At 48.3% G+C, this 12,872-nt stretch carries 14 protein-coding genes; 4 read left to right on the forward strand and 10 right to left on the reverse strand.

Annotation, left to right across the window (positions count from 1 at the left end; all coding sequences use genetic code 11):
• Positions 1–1,591, reverse strand: a 1,591-nt coding sequence (locus tag A3751_RS08475; RefSeq protein WP_068454370.1) for an ATP-dependent DNA helicase RecG, incomplete at its 3' end; no start/stop codon positions are given.
• A gap of 179 nt (positions 1,592–1,770) precedes the next feature.
• Between A3751_RS08475 and A3751_RS08480 the strand changes: the two genes are divergently transcribed.
• Positions 1,771–2,640 (forward strand): NAD(P)H-binding protein, encoded by an 870-nt coding sequence (locus tag A3751_RS08480; RefSeq protein WP_068454373.1) that lies wholly within the window; start codon positions 1,771–1,773, stop codon positions 2,638–2,640.
• A gap of 63 nt (positions 2,641–2,703) precedes the next feature.
• Here A3751_RS08480 and A3751_RS08485 read toward each other — a convergent pair whose 3' ends face one another.
• From A3751_RS08485 to A3751_RS08515, 7 genes are all read right to left on the reverse strand, one after another.
• The gene (locus A3751_RS08485) at positions 2,704–3,087 is read right to left on the reverse strand and encodes a RidA family protein (protein ID WP_068454376.1); all 384 of its coding nucleotides are present in this window, start codon (positions 3,085–3,087) and stop codon (positions 2,704–2,706) included.
• A 37-nt stretch (positions 3,088–3,124) separates the two neighbouring features.
• Positions 3,125–5,236 (reverse strand): bifunctional (p)ppGpp synthetase/guanosine-3',5'-bis(diphosphate) 3'-pyrophosphohydrolase, encoded by a 2,112-nt coding sequence (locus tag A3751_RS08490; RefSeq protein WP_068454379.1) that lies wholly within the window; start codon positions 5,234–5,236, stop codon positions 3,125–3,127.
• Between the two features lie 131 nt (positions 5,237–5,367).
• Positions 5,368–5,580, reverse strand: a complete 213-nt coding sequence (gene rpoZ, locus A3751_RS08495) for a DNA-directed RNA polymerase subunit omega (RefSeq protein WP_068454382.1) — start codon at positions 5,578–5,580, stop codon at positions 5,368–5,370.
• A gap of 81 nt (positions 5,581–5,661) precedes the next feature.
• Positions 5,662–6,291 carry a guanylate kinase gene (gene gmk, locus A3751_RS08500; RefSeq protein ID WP_068454384.1) on the reverse strand — a complete coding sequence of 210 codons (630 nt, stop codon included), beginning with the start codon at positions 6,289–6,291 and terminating at the stop codon, positions 5,662–5,664.
• Positions 6,292–6,483: 192 nt separating this feature from the next.
• Positions 6,484–7,032: an outer membrane beta-barrel protein gene (locus A3751_RS08505; protein ID WP_068465824.1), complete on the reverse strand. Its 549-nt coding sequence runs from the start codon at positions 7,030–7,032 to the stop codon at positions 6,484–6,486.
• On the reverse strand, positions 7,016–7,876 hold the full coding sequence (locus A3751_RS08510) for a DUF3943 domain-containing protein (RefSeq protein WP_068454393.1): 861 nt from the start codon (positions 7,874–7,876) through the stop codon (positions 7,016–7,018). Before A3751_RS08510 ends, A3751_RS08505 begins: the two co-directional genes overlap by 17 nt.
• Before the next feature lie 116 nt (positions 7,877–7,992).
• The gene (locus A3751_RS08515) at positions 7,993–8,859 is read right to left on the reverse strand and encodes a YicC/YloC family endoribonuclease (protein WP_068454396.1); all 867 of its coding nucleotides are present in this window, start codon (positions 8,857–8,859) and stop codon (positions 7,993–7,995) included.
• A gap of 127 nt (positions 8,860–8,986) precedes the next feature.
• Here A3751_RS08515 and rph point away from each other — a divergent pair, with 127 nt between their 5' ends.
• The gene (rph, locus tag A3751_RS08520; RefSeq protein WP_068454408.1) at positions 8,987–9,700 is read left to right on the forward strand and encodes a ribonuclease PH; all 714 of its coding nucleotides are present in this window, start codon (positions 8,987–8,989) and stop codon (positions 9,698–9,700) included.
• Between the two features lie 103 nt (positions 9,701–9,803).
• On the opposite strand, the gene A3751_RS08525 is transcribed toward rph, so the two are convergent.
• On the reverse strand, positions 9,804–10,577 hold the full coding sequence (locus tag A3751_RS08525; RefSeq protein ID WP_068454399.1) for an exodeoxyribonuclease III: 774 nt from the start codon (positions 10,575–10,577) through the stop codon (positions 9,804–9,806).
• A gap of 108 nt (positions 10,578–10,685) precedes the next feature.
• Here A3751_RS08525 and pyrE point away from each other — a divergent pair, with 108 nt between their 5' ends.
• Both pyrE and A3751_RS08535 read left to right on the forward strand, forming a co-directional pair.
• Positions 10,686–11,327, forward strand: coding sequence for an orotate phosphoribosyltransferase (gene pyrE, locus A3751_RS08530; protein WP_068454411.1), 642 nt, complete (start codon positions 10,686–10,688; stop codon positions 11,325–11,327).
• Positions 11,328–11,420: 93 nt separating this feature from the next.
• Complete coding sequence (locus A3751_RS08535; RefSeq protein ID WP_068454402.1) at positions 11,421–12,053, forward strand: DUF4124 domain-containing protein; 633 nt, start codon at positions 11,421–11,423, stop codon at positions 12,051–12,053.
• Between the two features lie 56 nt (positions 12,054–12,109).
• Here the strand turns inward: A3751_RS08535 and A3751_RS08540 are convergent.
• On the reverse strand, positions 12,110–12,872 hold a 763-nt coding region (locus A3751_RS08540; RefSeq protein WP_068454405.1), incomplete at its 5' end, for a DUF3530 family protein.

Genomic DNA, 12,872 nt, shown 5'->3' on the forward strand with positions numbered 1-12,872 from the left:
CCTTCATTCGACCATGGATAAGCCCGACAGTGAGGTCGCTTAGCTCTGAGGCGAGCCATTGCGCGCTAGCCTCAGCAGCCTGGCATTGCAGTGCTTCTGATTCTTCAATCAGCGTGCACACCCAGTAAGCCTGTCTGCCGTCTTTGCAGATGCGTTCGACCCGCGTAAGAATATCCTGCCGCTTACTATCTGGAATAACAAAGGTTTCAATTGCCTGCCTCCCAGCCGGTAGCTCATCGATGATGGATGTATCAAGGTCGGCGTAGGCACTCATCGCAAGCGTTCGGGGGATCGGTGTGGCAGTCATAATGAGCTGATGAGGCACTCCGTAATCAGCGGATGCTTTGTTCTTAAGAGCAAGGCGTTGGTGAACCCCAAAGCGATGTTGCTCGTCGATGATCGCAAGGCCAAGCTGTGAAAACTCCACATCCTCTTGAAAAAGCGCGTGGGTACCGACGATGATTTGCACCGCGCCGCTTTTTAGTGCTTCGAGCTGAGCTTCGCGTTTTTTGCCTTTGACTTTGCCACTTAACCATCCAACCTGAATGTTCAGCGATGCGCACCAGAGCTTGAAGTTATTAAAATGCTGTTCCGCTAGAATTTCCGTTGGGGCCATCAGAGCGACCTGAAAACCATGCGCTATTGCCTGCAAGGCCGCGATTGCCGCAACTAAGGTTTTTCCGGAGCCGACGTCTCCTTGCACAAGGCGCAACATAGCATAGGGGTTTGCAAGATCTTCTCGTATCTCTTCGGAAACACGCATCTGCGCCCCGGTTAGCGTGAAAGGAAGTTGCTCTAAAAGCTGGTGTCTAAGATCTTTGCTTAGATCCGTTTCAGGCAGTGGCGGCGAGGTTTTTCTTTGCATGCTGGTGCGCAGTTCCAAAAGGCTCATATGGTGCGCCAGCAACTCCTCGAAGATAAGCCGCTGTTGGCAGGGGTGATAGCCCTCTAAAAGCGCATGCTGGTCGGCATCCGTTGGTGGGGCGTGGAGGTACTTTACGGCGGCTTGCAGCTTAGGTAGTTGCAGTTCATCGAGAATGTTGTCGGGAATCAGTTCAGTAATTTGATGGCGATCTAAAAATGCCAGCGCTGCCGAGCAGAGTTTTCTCAAGCGTGGTTGTTGTATGCCATCTGTCAGCGTGTAGATAGGCGTCAGTTTTTCTGGCGGGGCATGCTTCTTACTGTCTTTAAGGACTTGATATTCAGGGTGATAAAACTCAAGACCTGTTTGACCTAGGCGGGCTTCTCCATAGCAGCGTAAGCGGGTACCCGCCGTTAATTGTTTGGCTTGAGCCGCGCTGAAGTGATAGAAACGTAGCGCTACCTGTCCGCTCGTATCCTGCACGTGCACTTCAAGGCTTCGTCGTCTGCCATGCACAATTCGGCTACCTTTCACTTCAGCTTCAAATAGCGCGTGTTGCCCTGCTCTTAGCTGGCTCAGCGGAACAATGCGTGTGCGATCTTCGTAGCGAAACGGAAGATGGAAAAGTAAGTCTTGAATAGAAATCAAGTCGAGCTTTTTGAGGGTCTCCGCAAGGCTTGCGCCAACGCCTTTTAATTGCGTGAGCGGGATTTCATCGAGATCAGGCATGTCGTCTCTCGATCAAATTAATGGGCCGGTTGATTCGGCTCTTTAGCTCGGAAGTTAAGGGGTTCATTGCTCGCTGTGAGGTGCGTCTGATTAATTGTTATTGCGTGTTTTTGGTAGCGCTTTGAATTAATGTTAGTGTTTTTCGCGCGGCAATGCAGCTATTTCACGGTAACTATTAAATGTCCTATGCAAAACCTACTTGTTTGTTTGTCGGCTTTGGCCAAATAGCCAGTCGTGTTTTCGAAGACTTGAGCTCGGAAATCGAGTCGTTGGTTCTCAAGAGAACCGCAAGAGAGGTATTACCTAGCGCTGTTCGGGAAATATTCATTGGGGATGTTGCTGACCAAGAAGCGTGGTGTTCGCTGCCCGATAATATCGATGTGATTCTTTACTGTGTTACACCGAGTGGGCGCTCGGCTGAGGCCTATGAGCGGGTCTTTGTGAGAGGATTGGAGCAGTGTGTCAGGCGGTTTGTTGGTTCGAGTTCTCCTCATATAGTGTTTGTATCAAGCTCTAGTGTGTTTAGTCAGGACAATGGAGAGATTGTGGATGAGTTGAGTGCTGCGATGCCAAGTTCTCCAACTGCAACGGTTATTCGGCAAGCCGAACGTATCTTGGAGCAAAGTAATTTGGCGCATACGGTCGTGCGCTTTAGCGGCATATATGGTGCTGAGAGGCTAAGAATGGTTCGTCAGGTATTGGCAAGAGAGCCTGTGCTGAGCGGCAGTGAGCGTTTGAGTAATCGTATTCACGAAGATGATGCGGTTGGTTTTCTGGTCTTCTTAATTCAAAAAGTGCTCGCGAGGCAGGATGTCGAAGCTCTGTACATTGCTAGTGACTCAGCGCCGGTGGATTTAAACGAGGTTTATCGATTCATAGCGCGTCAACTGGGTATCGATGCAACCTTCATAGAGGCGGGAGCCGAACCCGTTCGAAGAACCGGTAATAAACGCCTATCGAACAAGCGTATGTTGAATACAGGCTATGGCCTTCAATATCCTGATTATCGCCAAGGTTATGCAGAGATGTGCGCGCGAATTAGCGGTTAAAGGAATTCAGTCGGCTCAGAAAGGAGGGCGCGCTGTTGTCAGCGCGCCGAAAAAACGAACAGATTAAAGAATAACAATACCGTCCATTTCGACTTCTGCACCTTTTGGTAACGCGGCGACACCGATCGCTGCGCGCGCGGGGTAGGGCGTTTGGAAGTAGGTTGCCATCACTTCATTGACTGTTGCGAAGTTGCCTAAGTCTGTAAGAAAAATGTTGAGCTTGACGATGTCTTGCAAGCTGCCGCCGGCGGCTTCACAAACCGCTTTTAGATTCTCGAACACTTGCTTGATCTGATTCTCGATCCCACCACCAACAAGCTCCATAGACTCGGGGTCGAGTGGTATCTGGCCCGAAAGGTAAACTGTGTCGCCTGCCTTCACAGCTTGAGAGTAAGTTCCGATCGCTTGTGGCGCTGTATCAGACTGGATAATGGATTTGTTGCTCATACTAAAACCTTATTGTATGTAAGCGCTTGCTAGCGCGTTAGTGATTGACAATTCTCTGTATGCTGATGACGGCCTTAATGTTCCTGATGCGCCGTATGACACGTGCCAAGTGTCTTCGTCCTTGAATGTGAATCACCGCTTTAATGACGCTCATATGTGCATTTTGCTCGGTCACCCCGATATGTTCAATGTTGGCTTCCGCGTGTGTGACAGCGGATGCCAGCTCGGCAATGATGCCTCGGTGACGCTCAAGCTGAATCTGCAGCTCGACGGCAAACTCGTCAGTAATGTCTTTCATCCAGCTGAGGTATAAGCGTTGATGCGCCTTGCTCGTTCGCAAGGCTTTTTTGCATTGCTCTGAGTGAATAACCAGACCTGTTTCGTTGTCTGGTAAGCCAATGATCGGGTCTCCTGGGATTGGGTGGCAGCAAGAGCTAAACGATACTTGCATGCCTTCCGTGCCTTTGATCATTAATTTTTGTCGTGGTGCTTCTTCTGCTTCCTGCCCGAGCTTTCCTTCTGTCGCTAACTGGCGCGCGATGATATAGGGCATGCGTAAGCCTTGACCAATCAGCAGAATCAGTTCATCAAGCGTTGCTACTTTATTGTGCTCAAGTACGTGATGCAGATGTGGCTCATCAACGTTCTCCCAAGTTAGTGAAATACCCGCCATGGATTTCTCGAGTAGCGTTCTACCCAAAGAAAGATTTTCAGCGTGCTGCTTTTGTTTGATGAAATGGCGAATGCTGCTTTTTGCCTTACCTGTTGCCACAATGTTGAGCCATGCTGGGCTCGGTTTGGCTCCCGGCGCGGTGATGATCTCAATCGTCTGTCCGCTTTGTAAGGGCTCGCTGAGGGACGCTAATTGCTTATTAACGCGGCATGCCACGCAGGCATTGCCAACATCAGTATGAATGGCATAAGCAAAATCTATCGGGGTCGCGCCAGCGGGAAGCTCTAGGATCGCTCCCTTGGGCGTAAACACGTAGATCTCATCAGGGAACAGGTCGATCTTAACGTGCTCAATGAACTCCATCGAGTCACCGGCATTTTCTCGAATCTCTTTGAGTCCGCTTAGCCAGCGATCAATACGTGCCTGATTGGCCAGCTGCAAACTGGAATCGTCTTTATATTGCCAGTGTGCGGCGATACCGTTGTTCGCAAGGTTCTCCATTTCCACTGTGCGAATCTGCACTTCGATATTTACATGCATTCCGAAGAGCGTGGTATGCAAGGATTGATAGCCGTTTACCTTTGGCACGGCGATGTAATCTTTAAATCTAAATGGCAGGGGCTTGTAGAGTGCGTGTAGCGCACCAAGAATACGGTAACAGTCATCTTCCGAGTCGGAGATAATCCGAAAAGCATACACATCCATAATCTCGTGGAATGAGCGATGCTTGTACTTCATTTTTTGGTAAATACTGTAGAGATGCTTTTCTCGGCCAACAACCGTTCCGTTTAGGTTACGTTTATTGAGTTGCTTTTCAATGCGTCCTTGAATCTCGTCCAGAATCTCGTTGTGATTGCCGCGAAGTTTTTTCACCGCTTTGCGAATGTATTTCGAACGCATCGGATAGAGGGCTTGAAAGCCTAGATCTTCAAGCTCGGTACGGATGCTATTAATGCCAAGGCGGTTGGCGATTGGGGCATAGATGTCGAGCGTTTCGGTCGCGATGCGTCGCCGCTTTTCGTGGTGAAGTGGTCCAAGCGTGCGCATGTTATGGAGACGATCGGCAAGCTTGACTAGAATAACCCGAATGTCGTCCGCCATGGCGAGCGTCATTTTCTGAAAGTTGTGTGCTTGGGCCTCTGCTTTTGATTTGAATTCAATTTGCGTCAGCTTGCTTACGCCATCGACGAGCTCGGCTACTGCTTCACCAAATTCCGCTGCCAACTCTTCTTTTGTGGTAGGCGTGTCTTCAATCACGTCGTGCAGCAATGCTGCCATGAGCGTTTCATGGTCTAGATGTAAATCTGCGAGAATATTGGCAACGGCAATAGGATGAATGATGTAGGGATCACCGCTGCGCCGGAATTGCCCTTCATGCGCTTCTTTGGCGACATAATAGGCTCTTTCAATCAGGCGCACTTTCGCCGGGTCGAGATATGATTCTGTTCGTTCTATTAACCCATCGATTTTGGGCACGCTTTACCTGCTAATGTGTGCGAATTTGAGAGACAAAAAAAGCTGAAGAGGCATAGCCTGATCAGCTTTTCTAGGCATAGCTTAATATTATTTAAGCTAGCAGGTTTTTCAAGCGTCTTGTAGTAAAGAAATTACTCAGGAGTGCTTAAGTCAACGTTTTTTGCATTGATGTGGCCTTCTGCAATCTCACGCAGGGCCAAAACGGTAGGTTTGTCATTTTCCACAGGCACTAACGGCTCTTGTGCAGTGTTTGCAAGCTGGCGTGCACGCTTCGTTGCTACCATGACAAGTTCAAAGCGGTTGTCTACGTTATCCAAACAATCTTCAACGGTCACACGTGCCATTCAAATTCACCTCTAGAAATCAAAATAGTGGACTTTATGTTAGCCCAAAAACGAACCGCGCATTCTATGTTAGTTACGTGCTTATGACAACAGGTCGTCGATAATGTCTTTATGACGCTGCGCTTGTGTGTCAACAAGCAGTCTGTGAGAAATAAAAATAGCTCCCAGCTCGGCAACGGCCTGACTGAAATTCTCATTCACTACCAAATAATCAAACTCGTTGAAGTGGCTGCATTCGGATGTCGCTTCCTGCATTCTGCGATCAATGACTTCGGCTTTGTCCTGGCCTCGGCTTTCCAAGCGTGTTCTGAGCGTTGCCTTGGATGGTGGCACGATGAAAATGCTGATTGCGCTTGGGAACTGCTCTCTTACCTGACGCGCACCCTGCCAATCGATTTCAAGTATTACATCCAGTCCTTGGTCAAGACGCTCCTGAACCCAGTTCCTTGATGTACCGTAGTAATTGCCGAAGACCTCGGCATGCTCGATAAAATCACCTTGATCAATGAGCTGCTTGAAGTGCTCAACAGACACGAAGTTGTAGTTCACTCCGTCTTGCTCGCCCGGACGTTGGTCTCGGGTGGTGTGCGACACAGAGACTGCAATATCGCTGTAGCGATCAGTTAGTTCGTGAACAAGGCTCGTTTTGCCAGCGCCTGATGGAGCGGCGACAATATATAACTTTCCAGATATGGTGGGCTTGAGGATCATAACGGTGCTTATTCCAAATATGCTGCGGCAGATTTCTTCGCGACAATACAGATTGTCTTGGTTTAAGCCGGCACAGTTTACAGCTACTGTGCCTTGAATGGTAGAGTGTCGCTATAAGCGCCTTTTAGGTCATCTGATTGGACTGTTCCGAAAGAGCGGATCTTGCTTGCGTCCTATCGCTTGTCCTTGTTTCTATCGTTCCCCTGTGCCAAATCGATAAATGAGGCTAGTCATCAATGTCTTGTCCTGAAAGCCATCGTGAAGAGCGCTGAAGTATCTGTAATCCAGTTGTCCTGCCCATTTTGCATTAATCGCATAGTGCATCCCTAAACCAGCGTGTGCTGTGGTGCTTGAACGGTCTTCTTCTCTGTCTTGGATCGTTTCGCCTAGTCCGCCAACCAAATATGGTCGCCATTGGCTCTCTCCGCGCCAGTAGTGCTTAACTTGCACAAAATAGTTTTCGAACCGAACATTTCTTCCTAAGCCACTTTCGGGGTGCGAACGTGAGTAAAATAAGGAAGTAGACCATGATCTGTTTAGATGTAATCCAAGTGATAGGCCTCCAAAATCCCGGTCCTCAAAGTGACGCTTGGAGTCGAAATGAGCAAGGCCAGCATTGGCAGCAACAAAAATGATGCTCCGATCAATTGGATCTTCTGCGTGTGCCGCAATGGGCATGAACAAACTAGCAATGAGTGCTAAGCGTTTAATCGTTGCGAGGTTACTAGAATTGGAAGGCAATGTTTAAGCTCCATTGATCGTTACTCGACTGGTTTTGACCGTTGCCAGACGCAGGTTGAGTCGATACCCAGGCTGTTCCAGCCTTCACTACCTCTCGCCCCATCATGTTGTTTATGCCTGCGCCAATCGTGTCCACGGGGTCGAGCAAAAATAAAGCGATATCTCCCCAGAAATAAGATTCGTAAACGGTGCCACCATTCTTACGAATTTCTTTCTCTTTCTGGTAAGACCATTCGCCCCACAACCATCCGCCTACGGGCGTCACGACCAAGTCTTGAACCGACGGTACTTCCGCAAAAGCCTCTAACCCGTACTCCCAATAAAACGTGGACATCATGAACGAATACATGAAAGAGTCCCATTGACGGTAGCCGGATTTGCGCGCAACTTGATAATACACGCCACCAAAATAGGGATGTCCGATATAGTTGATATACCAAACATCGCGATCCCATACGGGCCCTTCGCTAACGTTGTCCCACCACTTTCTTAAAAGCTTGTCATCGCTTCTGTCCCAGTTTGAAATTTCTGGAGGCAGCATGGCGATGAAGCCGGCTACGCCGACGCCTAGGCCAAAGACCAGTTTTGTTTGTGACCATAGGCGCTCTTTATCTTCCCCGTTTTGCGGGTCAAATAGAGATATCCTTAAGGGGTTTTCCTCCAAGGACTTCGGTAAAGCGCCCTTAGGCCACTCGGATGCGGTATTGGTCGTTTGGTATATGCTTTCGTCAGGTGTGCTGTCATCGCAGTGGGCTAGTGTCGCCCATAAGCAGCAGAGCAAAACTAAAGTAACATTGCCAAGCTTTTGTCGGCTTGTTCTCATGCTGAATTTACGGTCGGACATTGTTTGCTCGCTTGCATTTTAACTAATCGCTTGAGGGCAAAGCTTGAATACGAGGATGCCCGCATATTTGAGTGATTGGCTGCAAAAAAGAGGGTTAAAAACCCTATTTATTTTATTTATTCGATATTCTGTACTTGCTCACGTATTTGTTCAATCAGTACTTTTAGTTCTACAGCGGCTTTGGTCGTATCTGTCACAATTGACTTGGATGAAAGTGTATTGGCTTCGCGATTGAGTTCTTGCATTAGAAAATCGAGCCTGCGTCCGACAGGCCCTTTCTTGGAAAGAACTTTCCTCACCTCTTGCACGTGGGCGTCAAGGCGATCGAGCTCTTCATCGACATCAGACTTTTGAGCCAAAACAACCATTTCCTGCTCCAGTCGCTGCGGGTCGAGATCAACCGAGAGCTCTTCAAAACGTTTGTTCAGGTTTTGTCGTTGTTGTTCAAGTATTTGAGGAAGAAGCGCGCGCACCTGTTTGACGATGTCGTCAATTTTGTTTAATCGATCGTTAAACAGAGGCTCCAGTTGTTGTCCTTCTCGGAGTCGGTTTTCAATCAGAATATCCAGTGCGCTTGCAAATGCTTGTACGCATTGCTTGATTTGTTCGGCTCTATCTTCTTCTTTGTGATCAACCACGCCTGGCCATTGCAAAATGTCTAGCGCATTCGGTGCAGCGCTTTGTGGGACGCTTTGTGAAATTTGATCGAGCGCTGAGCTGAGCTGAAGCAGTGTTTCTGTATTGAGAGAAATGCCGTCATCAACATGGTCACTTGCTTGCCATTTGAGGTTGCAATCGAGCTTCCCGCGAGCGAGTTTTTTGCGAAGGAGTTCCCTTAGCTGACTTTCCGCTTCTCGGAATTGCTCAGGTATACGAAAGTTGGGCTCCAAGTAGCGATGATTGACGCTGCGTATCTCCCAGGTAAGCGTGCCGCTTGGGGTGCTTAGTTCCTGCCGCGCGAACGCAGTCATACTTTTTAACATGGAGTCTCCTTAGTAAGGTGTTTTGGGGCTCGGCAAATCATAGTTGAAAGTCGTAGCGCGAGCTATTGAAGATAATGTTAAACTCGCGCTACTTCAAATTTGTCATTATGAGAGAAAAGGAAAATACATGCGTCCAAGCGGAAGAGCGTTAGATCAAGCACGTGATATCAAACTAACGACGGGTTACACCAAACACGCAGAGGGGTCTGTGTTGGTGGAGTTCGGCGATACAAAAGTGATTTGTACCGCCTCGATAGAGGAGTCTGTGCCGCGTTTTTTGAAAGGGGCTGGTCAAGGTTGGATCACTGCTGAGTATGGTATGTTGCCACGTTCTACGGGCTCTAGAATGGGACGTGAAGCGGCGAGAGGCAAGCAAGGCGGGCGAACGGTTGAGATTCAGCGCTTGATTGGGCGCTCACTGCGCGCGGCAGTTGATCTGGAAAAGCTTGGCGAAAGAACCATTACGATTGATTGTGATGTCATTCAGGCTGATGGTGGTACTCGTACGGCATCGATTACAGGTGGCTGTGTTGCACTTGGTTTGGCTTTGAACTCGATCGTTGCTGCGGGCAAACTAAAAGAGTCCCCTTTAAAGCAAAAGATTGCGGCGATTTCGGTCGGAATCTATGAGGGTGCTGCTGTGTTGGATTTAGATTATCCTGAAGATTCTGCTGCGGAAACAGATATGAACGTCGTGATGACCGATAAAGGCGGTTTTATCGAAGTGCAGGGCACGGCTGAGGGAGAGGCATTTGAGCAGGACGAGTTTGATGCCATGCTGGCACTTGCTCGAAAAGGCGTAGGGGAAATTTTTGAGTTGCAGGAGAAAGCGCTAAGTTAGACGCTTCTTCTAAACAGGTGAAAAGAAAGGGCAGAACCGTAAGGCTTTGCCCTTTCTTTTTTAACTTGTCTATCAGACAGCTAAGGCTCTTGCAGTTTAAGCCCTACATAATAATGTCGTAGTCAATGATCAGCGGTGCGTGATCTGAAAACCGCGTGTCGTAGTCAACAAACCCATCTTCTATAAGATTATTCACCGTGCCGGTAGTGATTTGAAAGTCGCTGCGAATCCCTGCTTCAGATTGCTCTTCTCCGGCTGACTTTGGCCAATGTGTGTACTCGTCATCGTGGCTGTTTACTTTGCGAAATGCATCCACATACCCTAACTCATCAAACGTTTTGTCAAACCACGCGCGTTCATGAGCTTTGAATCCGGGAGCCTCTCCATGATGGTAGCGTTCGCTCGCGTCTGTCACTTCATGTGTGCTTTGAAGATTACCTGTGAAAATGAATTGGCGACGCTTGCGCAGACATTTCTCAAGGTGGTCTTGAAATGCTGTCATGAACTTGTCTTTGCTCTCTTGCTGATCAGGGTTTTCCATTGATGCAGGGGCAAGCATCGATGCAACACTTACGTTATCGAAGTCCGCTTGAATAAATCGACCTTGTCGGTCTGCAGGCTCGTAGGCGAATCCGTACATGATCGCTTTTGGGAAGTGACGAGTGTAAATTGCGACGCCGCCATCTTCAGGATCTTCGGCATCAAGAATATACACTTCATACCCGTCAGGATGGTATATTTCATCGTCAAAATCATATACTTTGCCGCGAATATCTTGGACGCATACAACATCGGCATCGATCTCTCGCATCCAATCGTAAAAGCCTAGTTCCGCGGCCTGCTTAAGACCGTTAACACTGATTGATACTACACGCATATCTGCCCCTTAATTTGAACGCGTGATATGATACTTGTTTCACATTTTTTGAAAAGAAATAACCCAAATATTTACAGTAAGGTCACTTTTATGTCGTCGACTTCGTCTCTGAAACCGCATCAACGAGCATTTATTGAATTTGCTCTTCAAAAAAATGTTCTTAAATTTGGAGAATTTACCCTCAAGTCTGGCCGCGTGAGCCCTTATTTTTTTAACGCAGGCCTTTTCAACGATGGCCTGTCGCTATCAAAGCTAGGAGAATTCTTCGCCCAGACCTTGCAAGAATCTGGTGTAGAGTACGATGTCCTTTTCGGCCCTGCTTACAAAGGTATTCCTCTAGGCGCTGCAACGGCGGTTCAACTTTCTTCTTTGTATCAAGACAACCGTCCTTTTGCTTTTAATCGAAAAGAAGCAAAAGATCATGGTGAGGGCGGAACCATTGTTGGGGCTCCGCTCTCAGGTAAAGTTATGATCATTGACGACGTGATTACTGCTGGAACCGCAATTCGAGAGGTTATCCAAATCATTAAGGCTGCCGGTGCCGAGCCAGCCGGAGTTATTATTGCCCTCGACCGTCAAGAAAAAGGTCAAGGAGAACTTTCGGCGATTCAGGAAGTTGAGCGTGACTACAACATTCCTGTGCTGAGCATCGTAAACCTTGGACAAATACTAGACTTCATCTCTAGCGATGCAAGTTTGGCAGAGTACGCAGACAGCGTTGCTGCGTATAGAGATCGTTACGGAATATAACGGATTGTAACTGAGCGATCTTTAGCAAGGCGGCTATAGTTAGATTTTAGGTATTATAAAACGAGTGATTTCTCTTAAGGATAAGTACAAAAAATGAGTGTTCGTCTTGTAATGAGTGTGTGCTTGGCGCTTGCGGTTTTCGTGAGCTCCGTGCAGGCAGGCATTATGTATCGCTATAAGGATGATCAAGGCCGAACGGTGATGGCTGCCACTGTTCCGCCAGAAATCGTTCCCAACGGTTACGATGTCTTGAATGCGCAGGGGCGTGTGGTTGAGGTCGTACCTCCCGCATTAACCGCTGAGCAGATACGTGCCCGAGACGACGCGATCGCGAAGAAAGAGCGTGAAGAAGAAGCGCGCAAGCTTCGAGAACAGGAAGATCAAAAGCTACTGAAGCAGTATGGCACCCCCGGAACCGTCGTTCATTTGCTGAAGCGTCGTCTTAGTGAGATTGATTCAGTCATCGTTTCTCGTCAGGCCTCTATCGCGGCAAATCAAAATGCGATCACCCAAAATGAAGAGTTGGCAGCAAATGCCCAGCGAAATGGTCGAAAAGTTCCAGTGAGAGTGGCCGAGGCGCTCGAAAAATCTCGTGGTGATATTGCAAAGGCGCAAAGTGTTATTCTTGAGAAGAAGCATGATCGAGAGAGAATCATCAAAGAGTTTTCTGAAATTATTCAGCGCTTGGAGCAGCTGACGGGTAAGAAAGCTCCAGATTACAACTAGCGGCTTAGCGTCATAATTGGCAATCCTTAGTGGCGAGAATAAGCTCTCCTTCAGGCCTATTTTTTTTCTTGGCCAGGCGCGTAACGCTCNAGCCAGTCACCAATTCGCTTTAATAAAAACTTGTCTGATCCGGCGCCGATCACTGACGTCAGCTTTAACTGCTGATATTCGGCAAAGTTGCCTGCACGCGCACTTGCTTTACGTTCTTTTGCTGCGGCACTTTGATTACGAGAGGATGAGTCGAAGATGTCGAGAACGGGTGCTGGGAAATCGTTGCCGAGCGCCTCTGCAAAGCGATTGTTCAGCCGGTCGGGCAATTTTGGTTCGAGTAAAATAAGAGCAAAGCCTTTCTCTTTTATTTCTGCTTCGCGACTCTGTAAGTAGTCAACCGCAAGCTCAGCACTCTCTCCTAATGCGATAACTGCAATGTTTTGAAAGCCTTGTTGTACTAAGTGATCCATCGCGGCTTGTACGTGAACGAGGGCGCGCTCTTCATAAGGAGAGATCATTTGTTCTTGTTTGGGGGGGGATTTAAGATCTATATCGACGCTTTCATTTTCGTCTTGCGCCTCTAATGTCGCGTCTTCCTCTTCTGATGGTGCTTTCGTCTTTTGGGCGCGGCTTCCCGCAGCCGTCGCTCGGGTAATCGCCTCACTTGTTTGAAATTCTGAAAAGGATTTAACCACAAGCTCCCTTTCAGGAGGCGTTTTTAGCTCAGGCCACGGCAGTCCAACCGAAAGAGTCAGCCAGCCCTCATAGGGTAGCTGCTGTCGTAAACCGCGAACTTGATTTGGCCAGTCTGCGTGTTGTGACGTGTCA

Source organism: Oleiphilus sp. HI0080 (assembly GCF_001635135.1).

Excerpts from the sequence above, each read along its gene's own strand:
- A3751_RS08480 (WP_068454373.1), top strand. The coding sequence starts at position 1,771 with ATGTCCTATGCAAAACCTACTTGTTTGTTTGTCGGCTTTGGCCAAATA.
- A3751_RS08485 (WP_068454376.1), bottom strand. The coding sequence starts at position 3,087 with ATGAGCAACAAATCCATTATCCAGTCTGATACAGCGCCACAAGCGATC.
- rpoZ (WP_068454382.1), bottom strand. The coding sequence starts at position 5,580 with ATGGCACGTGTGACCGTTGAAGATTGTTTGGATAACGTAGACAACCGC.
- gmk (WP_068454384.1), bottom strand. The coding sequence starts at position 6,291 with ATGATCCTCAAGCCCACCATATCTGGAAAGTTATATATTGTCGCCGCT.
- A3751_RS08510 (WP_068454393.1), bottom strand. The coding sequence starts at position 7,876 with ATGTCCGACCGTAAATTCAGCATGAGAACAAGCCGACAAAAGCTTGGC.
- A3751_RS08515 (WP_068454396.1), bottom strand. The coding sequence starts at position 8,859 with ATGTTAAAAAGTATGACTGCGTTCGCGCGGCAGGAACTAAGCACCCCA.
- rph (WP_068454408.1), top strand. The coding sequence starts at position 8,987 with ATGCGTCCAAGCGGAAGAGCGTTAGATCAAGCACGTGATATCAAACTA.
- A3751_RS08525 (WP_068454399.1), bottom strand. The coding sequence starts at position 10,577 with ATGCGTGTAGTATCAATCAGTGTTAACGGTCTTAAGCAGGCCGCGGAA.
- A3751_RS08535 (WP_068454402.1), top strand. The coding sequence starts at position 11,421 with ATGAGTGTTCGTCTTGTAATGAGTGTGTGCTTGGCGCTTGCGGTTTTC.